Here is a 23,456-nt window from a genome sequence, read left to right as displayed (position 1 = left end):
TCAGGTATTATTAAATTAATTATGAAATTTTCAAAACTAGACTTATTGACCCTGTTGATAAGTCTTTTTCTTTTTTCGTCTTGTAAAGACTCCAGTACTATCGGTTTAGATATTAATCCTGCTACCGCAGCTACAGGGATTCTTCTGGATACAGTTACGGTTACTTCCCGCACTGAATTAGATGACCCTGCCTCAACATATCCTCCTGCAACTGCAACTTCAGCGGTTGGATTGGTCAGATATCCACTTGGACAAATGACTGATCCGATTTTCGGTTCAACTACAGCAAATCTGGCTATGGCAGTTACCTTACCAGGCAGTACAGGGTATAGTTTTGGCAAAGCTGCTGAAATTGACTCGGCAGTGCTGGTAATGTCTTATGCAACAAATACCGCAGTTCCAGCTGCAGTTCAGGCAACTATCGGAAGTCAGCTTGCCCAGTTTTACGGAGACAGTACTTCAACATTCAATGTTAGAGTAACTCAGTTAAACTCGAACCTTTCCACTCAAAACGGCTTCCTGAATACTACGGATTACGCATCAACCGATCTTCTTGGTTCTGCAACAATAACACCAAGGCCGAACACCTCTGTGAGAGTTGTCAGAGTAATTGCTGGCGCAGCAGACACTGCATATAATGCTGGTCCTCAATTAAGAATTAAATTATCACCAGCATTGATCAAAAGTAAGATCATGGCACTGGACTCTGTAACTTTAAGTACAAATGCTAATTTAGCAGCTGCCTTTAAAGGCTTAAAAGTAACTGCAAGCCTGGCTTCAGGAAAACCTGGGGCAGTCATGTTCCTTAATTTTGCTGGCAGCAGCTCTAACCTGGAGATTTATTATAAAAAACAAAATGCAACAACGACAACGCTCAGAGATACAGTAGCAGCAATGTTCCCGATATCTGCACCTGCAGGGCCAGTTGCAGCAACTGTAAAACATGATTACACGAATACAGCAATTGCAGCCCAGGTAAAAACTCCCGCAGATTACGCAGTAACTTATTTGCAGGCGATGAGCGGAGTAAGGAACAAGATAACATTTCCTTACCTGAAAAACCTGAAAGCTTCCATTGGAAAAATTGTTATTAATAAAGCTGAATTAGTGATTGACATCAGCGACCCTACAGATTCAGTTCCATTTAAAATACCACCTCGTCTTTCTTTATACAGATTGGATCTTGCGAAACAAAGACAAAATTTACCGGATAATAATGTGGCCTCAACGAATAATCCATCAGGTGATCCGCGGGCATTATTACCATTCGGAGGGTTTTATGATAAAACGAAAAAAAGCTATACGTTTGTCGTAACCAGCTATATTCAGGATATTGTTGACGGAAAAACTGTAGATTACGGAACATATTTGGTACCGACAGCTACAACTGAATTTAATTTACAACCTTATGCAACCTCAGCAGGAAGAGCTGTTATCGGTTCATTTAATAACCCTGCGAACCGAAAAATAAGACTTAATATTTATTACGTTAAGAACCCTAATTAGTTTTTAGCACTCAGGATATAAAAGGCTGCCCCAATGGACTGCCCCCAAAAGTTTAGACAAATTTAGTTATTAGATTTGTTATAATGAGCCCGATATTCCATCGGGCTCATTCCGTTTAAGTTCAATTTTATTCGTTCCTTGTTGTAGTACCAGATATAGTCATTTATATCTTTTTTGAGCTGATCTGTCGATTCATATTCATTTAAGTAGAAGAGTTCCGATTTTAAGGTTCCGAAAAAGTTTTCAATTATAGCATTATCTAAGCAATTACCTTTTCTGGACATACTTTGGATAATCCCATTTGCTTTTAGCAGTTGCTGATACTTTGGCATCTGGTATTGCCATCCCTGGTCAGAATGCAAGACTAACTGAGAAGTATTCCTAGCTTGTGGTAATACTTTTTTGAGCATGTCCAATACTCCCTTGAAAACCGGCCTGTCAGTGAGTTCATAGCTGATAATCTCCTGATTGAACAGGTCTATTATTGGAGAGAGGTACAATTTCTTTCCCTTGACTTTGAATTCTGTAACATCTGTGGCCCATTTTTGCATAGGTTGGTTAGCCTTGAAATTCCTATTAAGGATATTTGGAGCTATTTTCCCTAGCTTGCCCCTATAAGACCTGTATTTTTTTATCCTGATCAGGCTCTTCAACCTCATTTCTCCCATCAATCTAAATACAGTCTTATGGTTAATAGCCATTCCGACCCGTTTCAGTTGCAAGGTAATGCGCCGATAGCCGAAGCGACCTTTATGGGCATGATAGACCTTGTTGATCTGGATCTTGACCTGTTCGTATTTATCAGGCAAACTGGCCTTCTTAGAATAATAATAAAATGTACTTCTTGCCATGCTAATACAATTCAACAGGGTATCCAGGTCGAACTGATGCCTTAGTTCCATTATGGCTTGCGCTTGTTTTCGGCTTGAACTAAGGCCTGGAGCTTTTTTAGCAGGGCATTCTCTGCACGTAAATATTCATTTTCCCGTAAAAGCTCTTCCTCACGGGTAAGTGGCCTATCCGATTTTCTCGGTTTTCGCTTGTTTGCTGGATTCTCCTTATATGCCATCGGTAGTCTTCCTTTAGGTCGCGGTTCTAGTCCAGATGATCCAAACTTCTCAAATCGTTTCTGCCATTCGATAATTCCCGCATCACTTGAAAGCCCAAAACGTAGCACCGCCGCTCTCAAAGATAACTTTTCTTCACGAATTGACTTCAGGACTGCTAGCTTAAAGGATGGACTAAAAACTCTTTTCCCCTTTCTGGGAAGTAATCCAGGAGCTCCCAGATGCTCGTATATCCTAAACCAATCTTCGAAAAGAGAATAAGTAATCCCGTATTCCTCACCCAGAGATTTTGCAGAACGATAATGTTCCGACATCTGCTTCACACAGTATAACTTCAATTCAAAACTGTGTCTGTTTTTCTTTTTCATAATAATGCCCCCAGAAAGTGTCTAACTTTTTGGGGGCATTGCACAACGGGCGGCCTTTTTTGGGATCAAGTTATAAACTTGCGGATTAGGGATTAAATTTCAAGTTTTAGGGGGAAGAAAGATCCTGATTTTTCCAGGCTTGCTACTTTTACGCAAGTGCTCTGATGCCTTTGCGTTTCCATTGTTTGTTTCCTTTTGCCCACTACAGAACTTTTGAAACAACCAGTACTCCAAACTGCTGCTTTAAAAATGAAATCGTCCTGGATTCCCTTTGAAAATTTACCCGTTAAACTTCCCATAATAAATAAATATCTTTCCACCAATGTAAGCTATTAGCGTTAAAGATTATCCTGATGCGTAAAAAATGTCCGCAATTGTCCGCAGCTGTCTGCAATTGTCCGCAGTTGTCCGTGGGTTAGTCAAAGGGAAAATTATAATTTCATTAATCTTCAACTATTTATGGTTTGGTTGTGCCTGAGTGATGGTCGGGATGACACCAGGTTGAGAACGGGCTGTAAGCATGTCGAGTGCATGTTGTTTCAACTAGTTGTTTTGACTTGGACTTGCCATGCTCTCACGTTACTTTAGCATTGCTCTTACCCTAACGAGTACTCAGGCAATACTCAGGCAGTACCCGGACGATATAGCTTTATGATTTAGCTATTTTGAATTTATTTACGAACAGCCCGGCCTTGTTTCCCCTGAGTCATTCCCAGGCAAATTGAAAGCTTTCAGCGCAACTTCCAGAAGCATAAGAGCATCCGTGACAGCAAAGACTTTCTGTTGAGCGTGTCAAAAATTTATGCTTAAAAAAGAGCCTGCTCCACAAGTTGATGACTTGATCCCTTTTTTGCTTGAAGTCATTTTCAGCCAGAAAAAAAGCCAGCATATTCCTGATCGGATATGCTGGCTTTTTATAAAATATTAAACAAAAAATTAGGCCATGCTATGAATGACTTTAAAAAGGCAAATCACCCGAGATACCATCTGCATCCAGGTAATCATTTTCACTTTTAGGCGTACTGTTAGTCGTTACCGGTGTATTTTCAAAATCGCTTTTCCTGCCCAGAATCGTAAAATTCTCAGCCACGACTTCAGTTACATATTTTTTTATCTTCTCCCGGTCTTCAAATGACCGTGTACGTAGTTTTCCTTCTATATAAACGAGTTTTCCCTTTTGCAGATACTTCGATGCCACTTCGGCTAATCCTCTCCACAACACAATGTTATGCCATTCTGTTTGTTCTATGCGTTTTCCATCTTTATTATAAGTTTCTGATGTAGCCAGCGGAAAGCTTGCAACGGTAACACCACCATCTAGGTGACGGACTTCAGGATCCTTCCCTAAATGTCCAACTAAAATTACTTTGTTAATACCTGACATGAATTTGGAGTTTACTATTTGTTAAAATAGAAGTTAATAAATTTGGTTAGAATTTTTGGTTGTGGCAGCTGATCCAAATCGGCCCATGTGACCCAATTCGCTTCTGCGCTAATATTAAAGTTAATGATATAATTATCTAAACCAAAAAATTGAACGTATATAATTTGGTGTGTCAATAAATGTTTCACTTGCATCAGCGGCCGGATAACAACAGCTGATCCAAAATTTTGTTTAACTTTTTCCACAAACTCCTCATGATTAACATCCGCTTCCGTTAAAGTTTCTATACTGGGGAAATCATATAAATGTTGCCACACATCCTCCAAAATCCTTTTATTAACGAGTACTTTATTGTCATCTTCGCAAATAAAATAATTTATATAGCGTGTTCTGACCTTTACTGTTTTAAGCTTAACCGGAAGTACCGGAATCAGCTTATTATTTTTAGCATAACAGGAAAGCATTAAAGGACAAATCTCACAATCAGGAGATTTAGGTTTACATTGTAAAGCACCAAATTCCATAATCGCCTGATTATACAAAGCAGGATCCTGATCACCGATTAAAGATTGTGCAAGTTCTGAGAATTGTTTTTTGCCCAAAGTACTATTAATCGGAGTACTGATTCCAAAATATCTCGAGAGTACGCGAAACACATTTCCATCTAAAACTGCCATTGCCTCACCAGAAGAAAAGGAAGAAATTGCTGCTGCTGTGTATTCACCAATACCTTTAAGTTTGATCAGTTCCCGGTAGCTGACAGGAAAAACCCCACCATATAAATCCATGATCTGGCGCGCTGTAAATAACATATTTCTACCGCGAGAATAATACCCCAACCCCTGCCAAAGCTTCAGAATCTGCGTTTCTGTAGCAGCTGCGAAATCTGAAACAGTAGGATATGCTTCCAGAAAACGGTTAAAATATGGCAATCCCTGCTCTACCCTGGTTTGCTGTAAAATAATTTCTGACAACCATATAATATACGGGTCTTGTGTATGTCTCCAGGGGAGATTTCTTTTATTAACCAGATACCAGCTGGTAAGCTCTTGCTGAAATGCCATAACCTCAAAAATACAAGTAATCCATTATTTTGCCGAGTTATAAATTATTATTTTTTCTTGCGCAAAATTCACCAATGTATATTTTGTTATAGCCTGCAGAAATACGCTGATCAGGTTAGATTATGTAAAACTTGCAATTCCCTGATACTATTCAAGATAAATAATTGATCTTTTATTTTCCTATCTCATTAAAAAGCAATACTTTTGCAACCCCAAATCACTTATAATATTAAACACACAACAATTAATAATAGAAAATATGACTAAGGCAGATATTATTTCAGAAATATCAACGAAAACAGGAATTGAAAAGGTAGATGTACAGGAAACCGTTGAGGCGTTTTTCAAAGTAATCAAAAGCAGTATGATCGGTGGCGAAAATGTCTATGTTAGGGGTTTTGGAAGTTTTGTTGTTAAGAAAAGAGCACAAAAAACTGCCAGAAATATTTCAAAAAACACTGCGATTATTATTCCGGAGCATTTTGTACCAAGTTTCAAACCAGCAAAAGTTTTTGTTGATAAAGTAAAAAACAATTCAAAAAAACTAAGCGTAGAAGCTTAATCTGCTTATGATGAACACTATCCGATCTAAACAAACACTAATTATTGCAGCAATAATTCTGCTGGCTGTATTTTTGTTTACAAGAGATATTAAAGGTTTAGTGAAGCCGAAGAAAGAAACATCTGGCGTTCCTGCCGGAGGGCAACTTACTTCAGCAGGCAGTACAATTAATTTAACAGAGGTCTCGACCGCTGCTAAAAATTCAATTAATGCTAACTTAGCTGCGGAAATCACTACATTGGAAAATGCGTATAAAACTGCATCTGAAGATCAGAAAGTGAACGCTGCGAAAGTTCTTGCAGAAAAATGGGATGATGTTGAACAAGCTGTTCCAAGCGCGTTATATCTGGAAATCATTGCTGGCAAAGAGCGAAACCTGAATAGCTGGTTAGCTGCTGGTGGCAGATTGATGAAAGCTTTTGACAATACACAGGATAGTTTAATATCTCCTGTATTATTACAGAAAGCAAATGCAGCTTATACGAATGCTGTAGCACTGGATTCAACAAATCTTGAAGCTAAAACCGGGTTGGGAATCACTGTTGTTAGCGGCATGGGTGCACCGATGTCGGGAATAGCAATGTTGCTGGACGTCATTAAAAAAGATCCTGATAACCTGAAAGCAAACATGAGCTTAGGAACTTTTGCAATAAAATCCGGACAATTTGACAAAGCAATAACCAGGTTCAATGGTATAATTGCTAAAAAGCCTTCACCAGATGCTTACTTCTATCTGGCTACAGCTTATGAGAACCTGGGTAAAAACAAAGAAGCTGTTGAGGCTTACCTGAACAGTAAAAAATTGGCGGCAAATCCAACCTTATCTAATTTCATTGATAAGAAGGTGGCTGAGCTAAAAACCAAAAACTAATAAACAGATTTATAAAAATATTTAAACCTTACAATTATGCCAAGCGGTAAAAAAAGAAAAAGACATAAAATGGCCACCCACAAACGTAAAAAACGTTTAAGAAAAAACAGACATAAGAAAAAATAGATTTTTCTTCATGATCAACGAATAATAGATACTAAGATTAGTTTTAGTATCTATTATTCGTTGATCTGTTTTTTATATATTCAGTCCATGTGTTTAATAAGGGATTCATCCCTTTAAATGTATAGCTTTTGGTAAAGGAATTAATTATCGATTCGTCTCCTACGGGAGTAACCATAGCTTTGATTGAAGATAAACAACTTGTAGAACTTCATAAAGAACACATCAACACAAATTACGCCGTAGGCGATATTTATTTAGGCCGCATAAAGAAAATTATGCCGGGACTAAATGCTGCGTTTGTTGATGTGGGTTATGAGAAAGATGCTTTTTTGCATTATTTCGATCTTGGTCCGCAAGTTCAATCTTTATTAAAGCTTACAAAAATTAAGCGGAATGGCACTGTTAGTGGGACGTTATTAGACAATTTAAAGCTTGAAGCCGATATTAATAAGGCTGGCAAAATATCTGAGGTCGTTTCCAAAAACATGCTTATACCTGTTCAAATAGCTAAAGAGCCTATTTCAACAAAAGGACCGCGTCTAAGCTCTGATCTTTCTATTGCAGGACGGTACATTGTATTAGTCCCATTTTCTAATGTAATATCAATCTCGAAAAAAATTAAGAGTAATACAGAACGTAATCGTTTAAAAAAGATTATTGAAAGTATTAAGCCTAAAAACTTCGGTGTGATCATCAGAACAGTTTCTGAAGGCAAAGGGGTTGAAGAATTGCAAAAAGACTTATTGGATTCTGTCTCAAAGTGGGAAAATTTCATTAAGAAATTACCTGAAGCTGAGCCTTCCAAACGTGTTTGGGGAGAGATGGACAGAACGTCAACGTTAATTCGTGACATTTTAAGTGTTGACTTCACTAACGTTTATGTGAACGATGCAGGCTTGTTTGAAGATATCCGTTCTTACGTGCATGAAATTTCTCCGGAAATGGAGAAAATAGTAAAACCTTACAAGCACAAGGAACCTATATTCGAGCATTTCGGAATTGAAAAACAAATTAAGAATGGCTTTGGCAAAACCGTAAATCTTGCCGGTGGAGCTTATCTTGTTGTTGAACATACCGAGGCTCTTCACGTGATCGACGTTAACAGCGGTAACAGAACAGCTAATAAAGAAAACCAGGAAGACAATGCCTTACAGGTAAACAAGGAAGCTGCAAAGGAAATTGCGCGTCAGCTCAGACTACGTGATATGGGTGGTATTGTAGTGATCGATTTTATCGATATGCACAAACCAGTAAACCGTAAAATGTTATTTGACTATCTGCGTGAACTGATGTTACTGGATCGTGCTAAACACACTATTCTGCCTCCAAGTAAGTTCGGCCTTGTGCAAATTACACGTCAGCGTGTTCGTCCTGAGATGAACATTGTGACCAGTGAAGTTTGTCCAATGTGTCATGGTACTGGTGAAATTAAAGCGAGTATCGTTTTAATGGATGATATTGAAAGTAATATGAACTACATTTTGCGTGAGCAGAATGAAAAAAACATTACGCTTTGTGTACACCCGTATATAGAAGCCTTTATCAAAAAGGGTGTTTACTCCCTGCAATGGAAGTGGTTCTTTAAATTCGGACAGAAAATTAAAGTTAAGGCAGTTCCGTCTTACTTATTAACAGAGTTTCATTTTATATCCTCTAAAGACGAAGAAATAAAGTTATAAAACTCGTGTTCAAAACATAATGGAAAAGCCTGGTACTTTAAATAGTAACCAGGCTTTTCTATTTTTATACCGAATTAAGTTAAATTCGTATTTTAATCTCAAATCAATTGGCTAAAACTAAATCAGCATATTTCTGTCAGAGTTGTGGGTATGAATCAGCCAAATGGCTTGGAAAATGCCCATCTTGTAATTCCTGGAATACTTTCGTAGAGGAAGTTATTGAAAAACCAGGAGCCAGTGTTCCTGCATGGCAAACATCCGGTTCTACGAAAAGATCCAATAAACCCAACAAGATTACCAACATTGCGTTTTCTGAGGAAAATAAGCTCTCCACCAATGATCTTGAACTCGACCGGGTACTGGGTGGTGGTTTAGTGGCCGGATCTGTAGTTTTAATCGGAGGTGAACCGGGTATAGGTAAATCAACACTGATGCTGCAACTTGCATTAAACATTACTGGCAAAAAAGTACTCTATGTTTCAGGCGAAGAAAGTGAACAGCAGATTAAAATGCGCGCAGAAAGGATTACCAGTAATCCAACCGCAGACTGTTATATCCTTACTGAAACCTCCACACAAAACATCTTTAAGCAAATTGAGGTGCTTGAACCCGATATTATTGTAGTGGATTCCATCCAGACACTTCATTCTGCACATATTGATTCTACACCGGGCAGTGTTTCTCAAGTAAGGGAATGTACTGCTGAATTGCTGCGTTTTGCCAAAGAAACGGATACTCCCGTCTTTTTAATAGGTCATATTACTAAAGATGGAGCGATTGCAGGTCCTAAAATCCTGGAACACATGGTAGACACCGTTTTACAATTTGAAGGCGACAGACATCATGTTTACAGGATTCTCCGTTCTATTAAAAACAGATTTGGTGCCGCAGCAGAATTAGGCATTTATGCCATGCACAGCGGCGGGCTCAGACAAGTTTCCAATCCTTCGGAAATCCTGCTTTCTCAAAGAGATGAGGAATTAAGTGGTATTGCCATTGCCGCGACTCTCGAGGGGGCAAGGCCAATGTTAATTGAAACGCAGGCCTTGGTTAGCACTGCAGCTTACGGAACGCCTCAGCGGTCAGCTACGGGCTTTGATACCCGAAGAATGAATATGCTCCTTGCTGTACTGGAAAAACGCTGTGGCTTTAGGTTAAGTACAAGAGATGTATTCTTAAATATTGCTGGTGGGATTAAAGTGGAAGATCCTGCAATTGACCTTGCGATTCTTGCGGCCATTATTTCATCGCATGAGGATATTTTCATCTCTTCAAAAATCTGTTTTGCAGCAGAGGTTGGCTTATCAGGAGAAATCCGTGCAGTAAACAGAATAGAACAGCGGATTGCTGAAGCTGACAAGCTGGGATTTGAAAGGATCTTTGTTTCCAATTATAATTTAAAAGGTCTGATTACAGATAAATATAAACTGGAGATTACAGGAGTGAACAAAATTGAAGATGTCTTTTCTTTATTGTTCGGATAAATTTCAATAGTTTTAATGAAAATCTAATATTATAAAACATGCTCATTATCATACTCATTGTTGTCGTACTGATCGCAATTATTGGCATTAGTTTCTACAACTCACTTATTGCTAAAAGAAACCAGGTCAGCAATGCTTTTTCGTCTATTGATGTCATGCTTAAAAAAAGATATGACCTGATACCAAATCTGGTTGAAACGGTCAAACAATATACAAAATACGAAGAAGGTACGCTGACAAAAATAACTGCCCTAAGAAGTAAAGTAGAAACCGGTCAGCTGAGCAATCAGGAAAAAATCGAACTGGATAAACAAATTGGTACAGCAGTCAATGGAATGATGCTTACTGTAGAAAATTACCCTGATCTTAAAGCCAATCAGAATTTTCTTAACCTTCAGTCTACCTGGACAGAAAGTGAAGAACAGATTGCAGCTGCCAGAAGAAATTATAATGCTTCAGTGACTGTATATAACAATGGGATAATGATGTTTCCGGGAAGTATTTTTGCCGGCATGCTGAATTATCAGCCTTTCCCGGTATTGGAAAATACAGTAGAAGAGCGAAAAAATATAAACGCCAAAGATCTATTCAATAATTAATGGCAGCAGATTTCAGAAATGATCCTGCATTACAAGAGGTTATACAGCGCTTGGAAATTGAGCGTAAAGCCATAGTTGCGCTCCAGGGTAAAGCAGGACTCTATGCTTTAACTGGTATACTCGTGCTGATTGGCTTTGGCCTTTTAGGCATCGCATTATTCTGGTTTTATATTCCAGCGATCGCCGCCCTGATTTATGCCTTTACCATCTACCTGAAAGTAACTCCGGCTTACCGCGCTTACAGACACAGTTTTAAAGCCAATGTCCTTACTGCAATTTTAAAATCCAATTACCAGGATATTACTTTTGAGCCTTATGAAGGTTTATCATTGGAAGAATTCCAGAGCTCACAGCTCTTTTCACATACTCCTGACCGTTATGACACTGAAGACCGTATCACAGGTTCTTTAGCCAAAACCAATTTCTATTTTTCGGAAGCAGATGCTTCTTACAAAACAGAAAGTACCGATAGCAAGGGCAATAAAACCGAAACCTGGCACGAAATTTTTAAAGGAATTATTTTTACGGCAGACTTTAATAAAAATTTCAACGGAGTAACCCTGATCCGGCCCGAAGATATTGGAAGTTCTATAGCGGATTGGTTTGCGAAGGCGCTACCGATATTTAATTCATCTGGAAATACAAAGGTTTTGCTGGAAGACCCTGAGTTCAACAAAACTTTTAGTACGCATTCAACTGATCAAATAGAAGCGAGGTATATTCTCACACCATCCATGATGAGCAGGATTCTGGCACTGAATCAGAAAACAAAGAGTACGATTTCACTTTCTTTCATTGCCTCCCGCGTATACATTGCATTTCCGATCAGCGGAAACTATTTTGAACCTCCTTTAAAGAAAAGTATTCCAGAAGACACTTCCATTGATCAGGATCTTTATATCGTTCAGTTTATGTATGATATCGTCAACGAACTTGATTTAAATACAAGGATCTGGGGCAAAAATTAAAATCTGGTTAAAATTAGGTCGCATATCACTGATATAGAAGAAGAAAGCGTAATTTCGCTGTAAATCAGCCTCTAAAACATGCATCCTAATCTAAAAAAACTATCCGCAGCGGGTATGTTAGTCACATTGGGTATAATATTCGGTGACATAGGAACGTCCCCGCTTTATACCTTCCAGGTATTACTCAAAGAAGGTGGACAGGTTAATCCCGCCTTAGTATTAGGAGCTATTTCCTGCGTATTCTGGACGCTAACCCTGCAAACTACTTTCAAGTATATTTTTATTACGCTTCAGGCAGATAATAAAGGGGAAGGTGGTATATTTTCATTGTACGCTTTAGTGAGGCGTTATGGTAAATGGATGGCCATCCCCGCAATAATTGGTGCCGGTACATTGCTGGCAGACGGAATCATTACGCCCCCCATCTCTGTAACTTCAGCTATTGAGGGCTTAAATCTCGTTCCGGCATTATCAAAGATTATTGTCCCCGGTAATACCCTGATTCTGTGTATTGTCATTACAATTATTGTATTACTGTTCTTTTTTCAGCAATTCGGGACCAAGATCATCGGGGCTTCATTCGGGCCGATCATGCTCTGCTGGTTCTGTATGATTGCCTTGCTTGGATTAATCCAGGTATTACATTACCCTGAGATTTTTAAAGCGCTGAACCCGTATTACGGCGCCAGGTTATTAATGGATCATCCACATGGTTTTTGGCTACTGGGTGCTGTATTCTTATGCACAACGGGTGCAGAAGCACTCTATTCTGATTTAGGACATTGTGGAAGAAAGAATATCCAGATCAGCTGGATTTTTGTTAAAACTGCCTTAGTACTGAATTACCTTGGTCAGGGTGCGTGGGTATTAATGCAAAGCCCGCAAAAAGATTTCAATGGGATCAATCCTTTCTTTGAAATTGTTCCTCATCTATTTCTGATTCCTGTGGTGATCATCGCAACCATGGCGACCATCATTGCCAGCCAGGCCTTAATTTCAGGTTCATTTACCTTGATCAGTGAAGCGGTGAGCATGAATTTCTGGCCTAAAGTCACGATTAAATATCCGACAAATATCAGAGGTCAGATTTATATTCCGAGTATCAACTGGTTACTTTGCATCGGTTGTATTGCAGTTTCTCTTTATTTCAGAACCTCCGAGAATATGACCGCAGCATACGGGTTTTCTATTACGATTGCAATGCTGATGACGACCATATTGATGTATTACTTTATGCGTTATGTAAAACGCTGGCCGCTTTGGCTGGTGATCATCATTGTGAGTGTTTTTGCTGTAGTAGAAATTTCTTTCTTTATAGCGAACTCTGTAAAAATCGTTAAAAGATTATTCTTCTTAGTCTTCGAAGTTGGTTTGATTTTCACCATGTTCATCTGGTTCAAAGCACGTAAAATTACAAACCGCTTCTTGAAATTTGTAGAGCTTGAAGATCAGGTACCCATGCTGAAAGCGTTAAGTGAGGATCGTTCCATAGCTAAATATTGTACACACCTGATCTATTTAACTAAGGCAAATAACAGCAAGCAAATTGAACAAAAGGTTCTTTATTCCATATTCAGCCGTAATCCTAAACGGGCCGATGTGTACTGGTTCGTGCATATTGAAAGAACTGATGAACCATATACGATGGAGTTTATGGTCGAAGAGCTTTCAGATGATAAAATTATCCGCATCGAGTTCAGACTCGGCTTCCGTATTCATCCAAGAATCAATGTGCTATTTAGAAAAGTGGTACAGGAGATGGTTGCAAATAAGGAAATTGATATTACCAGTAAGTATGACTCCTTGAATAAGTTCAATCTGGCAGCAGATTTCCGATTTGTGATCATGGAGAAATTCCTTTCTTATGAGAATGAATTCAGTTTAAAAGATGGATTTATCCTGAGAAGTTATTTTGCCATTAAAAGACTGGCGCAATCTGATACCAAAGCTTTTGGACTGGATACAAGCGAAACGGTCATTGAAAAGATCCCACTGGTGGTTTATCCTGCTGAGAACATTCATTTAAAACGGGTTTTTAAAACTGTTGGTTAACTGTCTTTTTTATAAGGATCCATTCAGGGCATAATTACAATCAAGGCCCTCTTTCGCGAGAAAAAAACCATTTACAATCCACTTCGTAATTGTCCGGGCAGAGACGAATACATTCTGTTAAGCCAGAAAAAACACAAGAAAAATCCAATGAAATCAACGCTATACCCAAACTGTTGAGCGTATTGAAACTCAAAGGCTCACGGTGCAGATGAAGTACTTACCGCTAAATAAAATCAGATACTTAAAATTAACTTAACTAAAAAATAGTAAAGGGAAATTATTTACAACCCAGCAACATAAAATCCATTTGAAAGATCTATATTTGACCAATTAAATATTAAAAACCAACAAATGAGAAAAAAATTTACAACAAATACTTGTGTCGGGTTTATTTTACTTGGATTAATTGCATTATTTGGGAGTTGTGCCAAAGAAAATAATACCACAGTCCAGCCAGTAACAAATAAAAGCGAAAATTCAAATGTAACAATGGCGGCAGCGTTACCACCAAAACCTAATTACGTTAAATTAGAAAAGAATGAATACAATAAAAGGTATGTGATAACAATTGATGTACTTCATCAGACTACGCCAACCGTGAGTGATCAATCAGTTCAAATAGCAAAAAACGGCCCTTATCACTTAGAATTTCAGTCTGATGGAAATTTAGTTCTTTATAAAGAGGGATTGGATTATGCATTATGGGCTTCTGATACAAATACTAAAGATGGTCAATACCAGGTTGCATCTCTTAGCTTTTATGAAAACGGACGGGTAATTATTTATAGAGCTAATGCAAAAAGCTGGACACCAGCTCCATTTACATCAATAGGCTCGCCCTATTACCCAATTTGGGTTCTGCAAGATGATGGAAATTTTGTAGGGTATGAGACTTACACTCAAGATGCTGCAGGTAACGTAACTATAACTGGTAAAGTTATCGGATCAACTAACACACAAGGTGGCCAAAGAAGTCATAGAAATGGTACTCTTTAGTATACGAGAACTACTCTTCAGTATACGTTAAAAAATTTAAAGGGAATAGGTTAGCTTAAATCCCTTTAAATTTAACTTCGGTATTCAGAAGGCGTTGCAATTCAGTTATTGGATATCATTCTCGTTTAAATACAATTTTACCCGGATAGCTTTTCTGAGCAAACCTATCAAAAATTCCTTCTGTAGTGATATTTTTCAGCCGAAGCTTTACCATAATAACCTGTAACGGATTATTATGGTAAAGCTTCGGCTGAAAAATATTATTTTGATAAATACATCGATTTGTCTTTATACAACTTTCTGAAATACGGATCTTCCAGGTCTTTGATAAAACGGATAGATTCACCAGTTGATTTCATCTCAGGGCCTAACTCCTTAGGTACTTCCGGGAATTTATCGTAAGAGAAAACGGGTTCCTTAATGGCATAACCTTCTAATTTACGTTCAATTGTGAAGTCTTTCAGTTTGTTGACACCTAACATGATTTTAGCTGCAATATTGATATAAGGAACATCGTATGCTTTAGCGATGAAAGGAACAGTTCTGGAAGCTCTTGGATTCGCTTCAATCACATAAACCTTTTCGTCTTTCACAGCAAACTGAATGTTCAGTAAACCGATTACATTTAATGCTCTGGCAATTTTCTTAGAGTAAGTCTCCATGCTCTCCATTACTTTAGCAGAAAGACTGAATGGCGGTAATACTGCAAATGAATCTCCGGAGTGGATACCAGCTGGCTCAATGTGTTCCATTAAACCTACAATATGCACATCATCACCATCACAAATCGAATCTGACTCCGTTTCTTCTGCTCTGTCAAGGAAATGATCAATCAGCACTCTGTTACCAGGTAAATCACCTAATAACTTCACGACTGCTTTTTCCAGATCCTCATCGTTGATGACAATACTCATTCCTTGTCCACCCAATACATAACTAGGACGAACCAGTACCGGGTAACCTACTTCATTAGCCACCACGATAGCTTCTTCCGCATTTTCCGCCACACCATATTTAGGGTAAGGAATATCCAGTTCTTTTAACAAGTCTGAGAAACGGCCGCGATCTTCAGCAACATCCATATCGTTGTAAGATGTCCCGATAATCTTAATACCATTCTCATGAAGCTTTTCTGCCATTTTCAAAGCAGTCTGACCACCTAATTGTACAATTACACCTACCGGGTTTTCCAGTTCGATGATTTCACGTACATGTTCCCAGAATACCGGCTCAAAGTATAACTTATCAGCCATATTGAAATCTGTGGAAACCGTTTCAGGGTTACAGTTAATCATAATCGATTCAAATCCGCTTTCTTTTGCTGCCAGTAAACCATGCACGCAAGAGTAATCGAATTCAATACCCTGACCAATACGGTTCGGGCCTGATCCTAATACTATAATTTTCTTTTTATCCGTAGGAATAGATTCATTCTCTTCCTCAAAAGTTGAGTAGTAGTATGGAGTTTGTGCAGAGAACTCAGCAGCACAAGTATCTACCATTTTATAAACTCTTCTGATTCCCAATGATTTTCTGCGGTCATAAACCTCATCCTCAGTTACATTACCTAGCAGGTAAGCAATCTGGATATCAGAGAATCCTTTTTGTTTCAGGGTAAAGAAGAATTCCTTCGGTATATTATTTAATGAATAACGTTTTAATTCTGTTTCCAGCTGTACCAGTTCCTGGATCTGTGCCAGGAACCACTTATCAATTCTGGTAACTTTACGGATAGACTCCAATGGAACGCCCATGCTCATTGCATCCTTGATCAGGAATAAGCGGTTCCAGCTTGGATGTTCCAAACCGTGCATAATCTCTTCGATACTTCTGTTGTGTTTTCCGTCGGCACCTAAACCAGCGCGTCCGATTTCTAAACTCTGACATGCTTTTTGAAGGGCTTCGATAAAGCTGCGGCCAATAGCCATAACTTCACCAACAGATTTCATCTGTAAGCCTAATTCCATGTTTGCACCTTTGAACTTATCAAAGTTCCAGCGTGGTATTTTAACGATTACATAATCTAAAGTCGGCTCAAAGTAAGCTGAAGTAGTTTTAGTAATCTGATTTTCGATTTCATCCAGGTTATACCCTATCGCCAGTTTAGAAGCAATTTTAGCAATCGGATAACCAGTTGCTTTACTTGCCAGTGCGGATGAACGGGAAACCCTCGGGTTAATTTCGATAGCGATGATATCGTCGTTATCAGGGTTAACTGAGAACTGTACGTTACAACCACCTGCGAAAGTACCAATCGCACGCATCATTTTGATAGCCTGGTTACGCATCTCCTGGTAACAGGTATCAGACAAAGTCATTGCTGGTGCTACTGTAATAGAGTCACCAGTGTGAATACCCATCGGGTCAAAGTTTTCAATCGAGCAAATGATAATCACATTATCATTACTGTCTCTTAATAACTCCAGCTCATATTCTTTCCAGCCCAAAACGGCTTTTTCTACTAATACTTCGTGTGTTGGAGAAGCTTCAAGACCACGTTTCAATGCAGCATCAAACTCTTCTTTCTTGTGCACGAAACCACCACCTGATCCACCCAGTGTATAAGAAGGACGGATAACCAGCGGATAGCCAATTTCCTGTGCAGCTTCTTTACCTTCAAGGAAAGAGTTTGCAATTTTTGAGGGTGCAACACCCACACCTATATCTACCATTAACTGGCGGAAAGCTTCTCTGTTTTCTGTTTTTTCAATTGCAGCAACATCAACGCCAATTACTCTAACGCCATGTTTTTCCCAAACACCACGCTCTTCAGCTTCCTTACAAAGGTTTAAGGCAGTTTGCCCTCCCATTGTTGGTAATACAGCATCAATTTTCCGCTCTATTAAAATCTGCTCAATAGAGTCTACCGTTAAAGGTCTGAGGTAAACATGGTCTGCAATGATCTTATCGGTCATAATCGTTGCAGGATTGGAGTTTATAATAGAAACTTCAATTCCTTCTTCTTTTAAGGATAAGGCAGCTTGGGATCCGGAGTAATCAAACTCACAGGCTTGGCCAATAATAATAGGTCCGGAACCGATAATCAATACTGAACGTATGGAGGTGTCTTTAGGCATAAGGCTTTAAAAAAGTCTAAAGTGTTTTGTTAAAAAATGTTCGTCTTGTATGACTGATAGCTGGGCGAGATTTTACGTGCTATTGCTAAAGAATCCCGACTGTTCTGTCGGGATGCAAAGATACATCATTAGCGCGTAATAATTAAGCTTTTTAAAAGAAATTATTAAATAAAGTCAGTAATAATTGCAGTTAAAAAATGGGATTATTAAACTCCGGAAGCGTTTTGATTTCTATTAGCGTACTTTGAACAACTTTTATGCGTTAATTAGAAAATACCTGACGCTGTTATACCTTATAAAACGATGAAGAAATTATTATTTACAGTCTTTGCTGCTGTTATCTTATTAAGCGGATGCGGAACTGTTCAATCCATTATCAAATCCAGTTTCCCATATACTGCTACCCTGGTTATTCCCAAATCTTCAAAATCAGATACAGTAGCTTCTGTGACCAGTACCGCCGGCAGCTTTGACGAGGTAATAGGCAATCAGAGTGGAAATGATTATGTCAGGGATATCAGAATTGCATCTGCAAGGATTATTGCTTCCGATCCGAATGATAAAAGCATGGGTATGTTTAAATCCATTAAAATTTTTATTTCCAACGGAAACAGTGGCGAAGTCATGGTCGCCTCAAGAAATGACGTATCAGAACATATCGGGTCTTCTTTGGTCCTGGACATTGACAATTCACGTTTTGTTGATAAGTTCATTAAAGGCAACAGCCTGAAAGTGCGATTGGAATATGTATTAAGAGAAAATTTAACCACAGATGTGAGTGTCAGAACTTCTTTGAGCTTCAGCTCTTCACCTGCCAGTAAAAATTGATCATAACCTCAGTATCAGGTATTCTTTTGTTTAGTTTAAAAATACCGCCTGGGATGTTCATCTCTGCCGGATTTTTTTACATTTGACCCATGGTAGCTCTAGTTGATGTAGTCAGGGAAAGTATTATTCATTTTTTTAAGATAACAAGCCGGCTGGAATGGTGTGGCGTCATTACAGGAACACTTTGTGTATGGCTGGCAGCAAAAAATAATATTCTGAACTGGCCTCTTGCTATTATCAGTGTACTGATTTATATTTTTATCTTTTTTGAAAGAAAATTATACTCAGACATGGGTTTGCAAGTCTATTTCTTAGTAACCAATGCCTATGGCTGGTATTTCTGGAGTAAAAACAGTAATAACCCTGAATCTTCCAGACCAGTCAGCTTGATTACAAACAAGGAGATAGCTTTATCTGCGCTGGCAGTCCTCCTGCTGACTATTCTCCCCGGTACTTTACTGCATTACTTTACTAAGGCATCTTATCCATTTCTGGATAGTTTTTGTACGGCATGCAGCCTGGTCGCTCAAATATTCCTCGCCAGAAAAGTATTGCAAAACTGGCTGATCTGGATTTTTGTTGATATCATTTACGTGGGCATTTATATTTCAAAAGACCTTTATGCTACTGCAATTATGTATGCTTTATATGTTTATATCGCCTGGGTGGGTTACCAGGAATGGAAAAAATCAACAGTGGAAACAGAAATTACATTGAAAAGTCATGACTAAAAAAATAGCTATCGTTGGCCCTGAAAGTACAGGAAAGTCAACACTCACAAAATTACTGGCCAAACATTACCATACGCTTTGGGTACCTGAGTTTGCAAGGTATTATTGTGCGGCATTAACAGCTCCTTGTACCATGCAGGATGAAGTTAATATGTTTCATGGACAACAGGCACTTGAAGAATCGATCCTGGCTATTGCAGAACAGGAGCTGATTTTCTGTGACACCACATTTTTAACGGTTAAAATATGGAGCGATGAGATGCTGGGTGAGACTCCTCAGCTTGTACTGGATGCGCTGCCATTGAGAACCTATGATCATTACTTACTGCTGAATATTGATTTGCCATGGCAGGAAGATCCGCAGCGCGATTTTCCGCATATGCGCGAACATTTTATGGCGATATGGCATAAAGAATTGAAAAACCTTGGTGCAGACTATGTTGTGATTAGCGGCATTGAAGACAGATTACAAAATGCGATTACAGCAATAGATAAATTTTTGGAAACAAAATAAGCATACGAAATGAACGAAACAGAATTTTTAGACTATTGTAAAAGTCAGCTAACCGGCCCGATTAAAGATGAAGATATCATTACGATGTTAACCGCCTGGGGAAGTATCAAATATTCACAAGGATATACGAATGCACAAAGCGAGAAAGAAGATATAGAATAGCGGTACATGTGTTGTTAAATTGCTATATCTAAAATATTTTATACATTTGCCGATATCAAAAGGGGTGCCTTGTTTTGTAAAAAACACAAAGACAGGCTGAGATCATACCCATTATTTGAGCGCTTAATTGATTTCACGCGATTCAAATATGCACCTGATCCGGGTAATGCCGGCGGAGGGATTGGAGTTATGGAGTTTAATTATGTTGTATTAGCCCTATGTACAACAGGTTTTACTAAAAAAACAGTAGCAAATTGAAAACATTATTGATCGCAGTTATAGCTGTGTTCCTTTTACCAGTATTTGCCAGCGCGCAATTCACAATTTCGGGATCAGTTTCCGAAAAAACAAAACAGACCAGTTTACCAGGAGCAAGTGTCAGCTTAAAAAACACTAATATTGGTTCCAGCAGCAATGCTCAGGGAGCATATGAGCTTAAAAATGTTAAAGCGGGTAAGTATGTGCTGACCGTAAGTTTTGTTGGTTATGAAACACAGCACAAAACTATTGAAGTCAATGGAGATCAGCATATCGATTTCACCCTGGAGCCTTCAGCATATCTTGCAGATGAAGTTATTGTCATGGCGACAAGGGCTACAGAAAAGTCAGGTACGACTTATAAGAATGTCAGCAAATCTGATATTGAAGCCAATAATTTCGGACAGGATTTACCTTTCATCATCAACAATACGCCAGGTGTGGTGGTTACTTCTGATGCAGGAACCGGAGTAGGTTACACAGGTATCCGGATCAGGGGGAGTGATGCGACAAGGGTCAACGTTACAGTTAACGGAATTCCTTTAAATGATGCGGAAAGTCAAGGTTCATTCTGGGTAAATATGCCTGATTTTGCTTCCTCAGTAGAGAGTATTCAGATTCAGCGTGGCGTGGGAACTTCTACAAATGGTGCAGGTGCCTTTGGCGGAAGCCTGAACATACAGACCTCTGCACCAGGTTTAGAACCTTATGCAGAAGTTAACAGTACCTATGGTTCTTTCAACACTTTAAAAAACACAGTGAAAATCGGAACAGGATTGATTGATAATAAATTCAGTTTTGATGGCCGTTTGTCCCGGATACAATCTGATGGTTTTGTAGACCGTGGCGCATCCTTATTAAAATCTTATTTCCTGTCTGGCGCCTATCATGGCAAAACTGATCTGTTACGGATCAATGTCTTTTCTGGTTCAGAGAAAACTTACCAGTCCTGGAATGGTGTTCCCGAATCGAAGTTAAGAGGTGATGTGCAGGGGATCAATGATTATATCGCAAGAAATGAGATAACCGGAGCTGATGCGACAAACTTATTAACTGCAGATAACAGGAAGTACAATTCATTCTTATACAAAGATCAAAATGATAACTACTGGCAGGATCATTACCAGGTATTGTATGCGAAACAGTTTAATGACAGGTTCTCTTTTAATGGGGCCTTACATTACACTTATGGAAGAGGCTATTATGAAGAGTTTAAAGCAAAACAAAAATTTGCCGATTATGGCTTAGAGAACCCGATTATTAACGGCGCACCAGTATTGATAACGGATCTTGTCCGCAGACGCTGGTTAAACAATAATTTTTACGGCGCAACTTACAGTTTCAATTACAAAGCGTCTTCTCAACTCAATTTCACAGTAGGTGGTGCTTATAACCAATACCGCGGGCAACATTACGGGCAAATCAACTGGTCACAAACCTCTTCGAACCTGAATAACTCTGATCATTATTATGATGGAGACGGAAATAAAAATGATTTCAATATTTTTGCGAAGGTTTCTTACAGCCCAGTTGAAAAACTGAACTTATTTGCAGACCTGCAATACAGAAGATTGAATTACGATATCACAGGTAATGACAATGATTTATTGCCTTTAAATATCCATGATAAGCTGAACTTCTTCAATCCTAAACTTGGTGCATCTTACTTTTTAAATCCAAAAAGCAATCTCTATGCTTCTTTAAGTATTGCCAACAAGGAGGGTAACCGCGATGATTATGTGAATGCAAATGTGGGTACTCTTCCACATCCTGAAAGGTTGTATAATGCAGAAGCCGGATACCGGATCAAAGATGCACAATACAGTGCGGGCGTAAACGTATATGGCATGTTCTACAAAGATCAGCTGGTAGTTACCGGAAAGCTAAGTGATGTGGGTGCTCCGATCCGTCAGAATGTTCCTAACAGTTCCAGAATTGGAGTTGAATTTGATGGATCCTATACTTTAAGCCGTCATTTTCTGATGAATGCCAATGCTGCATGGAGCAGAAATAAAATTAAAGACTTCTCTGAGTTCATTTATAATTATGATACGAAAAAAGAGGATACCTACAATTACACGAATACTACTATTTCTTTTTCACCGGATGCGGTATTATTCGGGGAGCTGGTTTATAAACCGTTTACCAGTTTCGCTGTAGCTTTACAAAGCAAGTACGTGAGCAAACAGTATATGGACAATACACAGAATGAAGGCAGAAAGTTGAATGGGTACTGGGTAAACAATGTCCGTTTAGGTTATGATTTCAGCTTTAAAGGGGTGAAAAATATGAACATCGGTTTACTGGTTAACAACATTCTGGATAAAAAGTATGAGAGTAATGGATATACCTATGGATCTTATAGTGGTGGTAACCGTGTAACAGAGAATTTCTATTTCCCGCAGGCAGGAACCAACTTATTATTATCCTTAAATGTTAAGTTTTAAGATTTAACTTTAGAAAATTTTAATAAGATATAAACTCATGAAAAAATTCATCGAAAAGCTTCAGTTTATCACACATGATATTGATGCCTTAACGCATATTGAACAGGCACAAATTGCTTGTGAAGCAGGCGCCAAGTGGGTTCAATACCGTTGTTTGACTAAGGATGACGAAGCTCTTTTAAAGGATATTCATGCCATCGCAGAAATTTGTGATGACTGGGGCGCAACACTGATTGTAACCAATCACATTCATTTGAACAGAAAAGCAGATATACAGGGTTTTCATATCGAAGACATGGATGCCGATTTCAGTGCATTGCGTGAGCAGTTAGGAGAAGACATTACTATTGGCGGTTCTTCCAATACCTTAGAAGGATTACTCAGGTTAGCCAGAGAAGGCGCCGATTATGCAGGCTGTGGTCCGTTCAGCCATACGGATACGAAGCCGAATAATGCTCCATGGTTAGGCCTGGAAGGTTATGCAAAAATTGCTTCAGCTTTAAAAGAAAAAGAAATTGATCTTCCGGTATTAGCTGTCGGTGGTGTAAAATTAACTGATGTAGAAGCTTTACTGGAAACAGGCATCTTTGGAATTGCAGCTTCTTCTGCCATCAACCAGGCAGAAAACATGAAGCATGCTTATCAGGATTTCTATGATCTTGTAAAATAATTTATTAATGTCAAATATGGCTTTGTCATATTTGACATTACAT

General features: G+C 38.7%; 21 protein-coding genes and 1 riboswitch. Of the genes, 15 read left to right on the top strand and 6 right to left on the bottom strand.

The features are described from left to right. The first annotated feature begins 21 nt into the window (after positions 1-21). Positions 22-1,506: a DUF4270 domain-containing protein gene (locus tag AB3G38_RS17580; protein WP_367865123.1), complete on the top strand. Its 1,485-nt coding sequence runs from the start codon at positions 22-24 to the stop codon at positions 1,504-1,506. A 62-nt stretch (positions 1,507-1,568) separates the two neighbouring features. Here AB3G38_RS17580 and AB3G38_RS17575 read toward each other — a convergent pair whose 3' ends face one another. From AB3G38_RS17575 to mutY, 5 genes are all read right to left on the bottom strand, one after another. Further along, positions 1,569-2,408, bottom strand: coding sequence for an IS3 family transposase (locus AB3G38_RS17575; protein WP_367865122.1), 840 nt, complete (start codon positions 2,406-2,408; stop codon positions 1,569-1,571). Beyond that, positions 2,408-2,887: a helix-turn-helix domain-containing protein gene (locus AB3G38_RS17570; protein WP_367864486.1), complete on the bottom strand. Its 480-nt coding sequence runs from the start codon at positions 2,885-2,887 to the stop codon at positions 2,408-2,410. Before AB3G38_RS17570 ends, AB3G38_RS17575 begins: the two co-directional genes overlap by 1 nt. A 146-nt stretch (positions 2,888-3,033) precedes the next feature. Then, positions 3,034-3,240, bottom strand: a complete 207-nt coding sequence (locus tag AB3G38_RS17565) for a hypothetical protein (RefSeq protein WP_367865121.1) — start codon at positions 3,238-3,240, stop codon at positions 3,034-3,036. A gap of 659 nt (positions 3,241-3,899) precedes the next feature. Beyond that, positions 3,900-4,325 (bottom strand): single-stranded DNA-binding protein, encoded by a 426-nt coding sequence (locus tag AB3G38_RS17560; protein ID WP_041883024.1) that lies wholly within the window; start codon positions 4,323-4,325, stop codon positions 3,900-3,902. 14 nt (positions 4,326-4,339) lie between these two features. After that, positions 4,340-5,389 carry an A/G-specific adenine glycosylase gene (mutY, locus tag AB3G38_RS17555; RefSeq protein WP_367865120.1) on the bottom strand — a complete coding sequence of 350 codons (1,050 nt, stop codon included), beginning with the start codon at positions 5,387-5,389 and terminating at the stop codon, positions 4,340-4,342. A 259-nt stretch (positions 5,390-5,648) separates the two neighbouring features. Between mutY and AB3G38_RS17550 the strand changes: the two genes are divergently transcribed. The 8 genes from AB3G38_RS17550 (at position 5,649) to AB3G38_RS17515 (ending at position 14,726) form a co-directional block, all read left to right on the top strand. After that, on the top strand, positions 5,649-5,951 hold the full coding sequence (locus AB3G38_RS17550) for an HU family DNA-binding protein (RefSeq protein WP_041883022.1): 303 nt from the start codon (positions 5,649-5,651) through the stop codon (positions 5,949-5,951). A 7-nt stretch (positions 5,952-5,958) separates the two neighbouring features. Next, positions 5,959-6,822, top strand: a complete 864-nt coding sequence (locus AB3G38_RS17545) for a tetratricopeptide repeat protein (protein ID WP_367865119.1) — start codon at positions 5,959-5,961, stop codon at positions 6,820-6,822. Between the two features lie 254 nt (positions 6,823-7,076). Further along, the gene (locus AB3G38_RS17540; RefSeq protein WP_367865118.1) at positions 7,077-8,627 is read left to right on the top strand and encodes an Rne/Rng family ribonuclease; all 1,551 of its coding nucleotides are present in this window, start codon (positions 7,077-7,079) and stop codon (positions 8,625-8,627) included. A gap of 107 nt (positions 8,628-8,734) precedes the next feature. Next, a complete protein-coding gene (gene radA, locus AB3G38_RS17535; RefSeq protein WP_068404300.1) occupies positions 8,735-10,111 on the top strand; it encodes a DNA repair protein RadA in 1,377 nt (458 codons plus the stop codon). A gap of 38 nt (positions 10,112-10,149) precedes the next feature. Continuing rightward, positions 10,150-10,710 (top strand): LemA family protein, encoded by a 561-nt coding sequence (locus AB3G38_RS17530; RefSeq protein ID WP_367865117.1) that lies wholly within the window; start codon positions 10,150-10,152, stop codon positions 10,708-10,710. After that, positions 10,710-11,678: a DUF3137 domain-containing protein gene (locus tag AB3G38_RS17525; protein WP_367865116.1), complete on the top strand. Its 969-nt coding sequence runs from the start codon at positions 10,710-10,712 to the stop codon at positions 11,676-11,678. Before AB3G38_RS17530 ends, AB3G38_RS17525 begins: the two co-directional genes overlap by 1 nt. A 78-nt stretch (positions 11,679-11,756) precedes the next feature. Continuing rightward, positions 11,757-13,730 (top strand): KUP/HAK/KT family potassium transporter, encoded by a 1,974-nt coding sequence (locus AB3G38_RS17520; RefSeq protein ID WP_367865115.1) that lies wholly within the window; start codon positions 11,757-11,759, stop codon positions 13,728-13,730. Between the two features lie 351 nt (positions 13,731-14,081). Then, positions 14,082-14,726: a hypothetical protein gene (locus tag AB3G38_RS17515; RefSeq protein ID WP_367865114.1), complete on the top strand. Its 645-nt coding sequence runs from the start codon at positions 14,082-14,084 to the stop codon at positions 14,724-14,726. A gap of 260 nt (positions 14,727-14,986) precedes the next feature. Here AB3G38_RS17515 and carB read toward each other — a convergent pair whose 3' ends face one another. Next, entirely contained in the window at positions 14,987-17,803 is a 2,817-nt protein-coding gene (gene carB, locus AB3G38_RS17510) for a carbamoyl-phosphate synthase large subunit (RefSeq protein ID WP_367865113.1), read from the bottom strand. Between the two features lie 303 nt (positions 17,804-18,106). Between carB and AB3G38_RS17505 the strand changes: the two genes are divergently transcribed. The 6 genes from AB3G38_RS17505 to AB3G38_RS17480 all read left to right on the top strand — a co-directional run bounded on the left by AB3G38_RS17505 (position 18,107) and on the right by AB3G38_RS17480 (position 23,413). Next, a complete protein-coding gene (locus AB3G38_RS17505; RefSeq protein WP_367865112.1) occupies positions 18,107-18,631 on the top strand; it encodes a hypothetical protein in 525 nt (174 codons plus the stop codon). Positions 18,632-18,720: 89 nt separating this feature from the next. Beyond that, positions 18,721-19,362, top strand: coding sequence for a nicotinamide riboside transporter PnuC (gene pnuC, locus AB3G38_RS17500; RefSeq protein WP_367865111.1), 642 nt, complete (start codon positions 18,721-18,723; stop codon positions 19,360-19,362). Continuing rightward, entirely contained in the window at positions 19,355-19,876 is a 522-nt protein-coding gene (locus AB3G38_RS17495) for an AAA family ATPase (protein ID WP_367865110.1), read from the top strand. Before pnuC ends, AB3G38_RS17495 begins: the two co-directional genes overlap by 8 nt. A 9-nt stretch (positions 19,877-19,885) precedes the next feature. After that, positions 19,886-20,038: a hypothetical protein gene (locus AB3G38_RS17490; protein WP_367865109.1), complete on the top strand. Its 153-nt coding sequence runs from the start codon at positions 19,886-19,888 to the stop codon at positions 20,036-20,038. Positions 20,039-20,088: 50 nt separating this feature from the next. Continuing rightward, a riboswitch (TPP riboswitch) is annotated at positions 20,089-20,236 on the top strand. Between the two features lie 56 nt (positions 20,237-20,292). Next, complete coding sequence (locus AB3G38_RS17485) at positions 20,293-22,743, top strand: TonB-dependent receptor (RefSeq protein WP_367865108.1); 2,451 nt, start codon at positions 20,293-20,295, stop codon at positions 22,741-22,743. Between the two features lie 37 nt (positions 22,744-22,780). Beyond that, on the top strand, positions 22,781-23,413 hold the full coding sequence (locus tag AB3G38_RS17480; RefSeq protein WP_068404317.1) for a thiamine phosphate synthase: 633 nt from the start codon (positions 22,781-22,783) through the stop codon (positions 23,411-23,413). Positions 23,414-23,456 lie beyond the last annotated feature (43 nt).

The sequence above is a fragment of the Pedobacter sp. WC2423 genome, assembly GCF_040822065.1.
Taxonomy (GTDB): domain Bacteria; phylum Bacteroidota; class Bacteroidia; order Sphingobacteriales; family Sphingobacteriaceae; genus Pedobacter.
Note: the sequence above shows the minus strand (reverse complement) of the source record. Positions and strands in the feature narration are given on the sequence as shown.

Excerpts from the sequence above, each read along its gene's own strand:
- AB3G38_RS17580 (WP_367865123.1), top strand. The coding sequence starts at position 22 with ATGAAATTTTCAAAACTAGACTTATTGACCCTGTTGATAAGTCTTTTT.
- AB3G38_RS17575 (WP_367865122.1), bottom strand. The coding sequence starts at position 2,408 with ATGGAACTAAGGCATCAGTTCGACCTGGATACCCTGTTGAATTGTATT.
- AB3G38_RS17570 (WP_367864486.1), bottom strand. The coding sequence starts at position 2,887 with ATGTCGGAACATTATCGTTCTGCAAAATCTCTGGGTGAGGAATACGGG.
- AB3G38_RS17565 (WP_367865121.1), bottom strand. The coding sequence starts at position 3,240 with ATGGGAAGTTTAACGGGTAAATTTTCAAAGGGAATCCAGGACGATTTC.
- AB3G38_RS17560 (WP_041883024.1), bottom strand. The coding sequence starts at position 4,325 with ATGTCAGGTATTAACAAAGTAATTTTAGTTGGACATTTAGGGAAGGAT.
- mutY (WP_367865120.1), bottom strand. The coding sequence starts at position 5,389 with ATGGCATTTCAGCAAGAGCTTACCAGCTGGTATCTGGTTAATAAAAGA.
- AB3G38_RS17550 (WP_041883022.1), top strand. The coding sequence starts at position 5,649 with ATGACTAAGGCAGATATTATTTCAGAAATATCAACGAAAACAGGAATT.
- AB3G38_RS17545 (WP_367865119.1), top strand. The coding sequence starts at position 5,959 with ATGATGAACACTATCCGATCTAAACAAACACTAATTATTGCAGCAATA.
- AB3G38_RS17530 (WP_367865117.1), top strand. The coding sequence starts at position 10,150 with ATGCTCATTATCATACTCATTGTTGTCGTACTGATCGCAATTATTGGC.
- AB3G38_RS17525 (WP_367865116.1), top strand. The coding sequence starts at position 10,710 with ATGGCAGCAGATTTCAGAAATGATCCTGCATTACAAGAGGTTATACAG.
- AB3G38_RS17520 (WP_367865115.1), top strand. The coding sequence starts at position 11,757 with ATGCATCCTAATCTAAAAAAACTATCCGCAGCGGGTATGTTAGTCACA.
- AB3G38_RS17515 (WP_367865114.1), top strand. The coding sequence starts at position 14,082 with ATGAGAAAAAAATTTACAACAAATACTTGTGTCGGGTTTATTTTACTT.
- carB (WP_367865113.1), bottom strand. The coding sequence starts at position 17,803 with ATGCCTAAAGACACCTCCATACGTTCAGTATTGATTATCGGTTCCGGA.
- AB3G38_RS17505 (WP_367865112.1), top strand. The coding sequence starts at position 18,107 with ATGAAGAAATTATTATTTACAGTCTTTGCTGCTGTTATCTTATTAAGC.
- pnuC (WP_367865111.1), top strand. The coding sequence starts at position 18,721 with ATGGTAGCTCTAGTTGATGTAGTCAGGGAAAGTATTATTCATTTTTTT.
- AB3G38_RS17495 (WP_367865110.1), top strand. The coding sequence starts at position 19,355 with ATGACTAAAAAAATAGCTATCGTTGGCCCTGAAAGTACAGGAAAGTCA.
- AB3G38_RS17490 (WP_367865109.1), top strand. The coding sequence starts at position 19,886 with ATGAACGAAACAGAATTTTTAGACTATTGTAAAAGTCAGCTAACCGGC.
- AB3G38_RS17480 (WP_068404317.1), top strand. The coding sequence starts at position 22,781 with ATGAAAAAATTCATCGAAAAGCTTCAGTTTATCACACATGATATTGAT.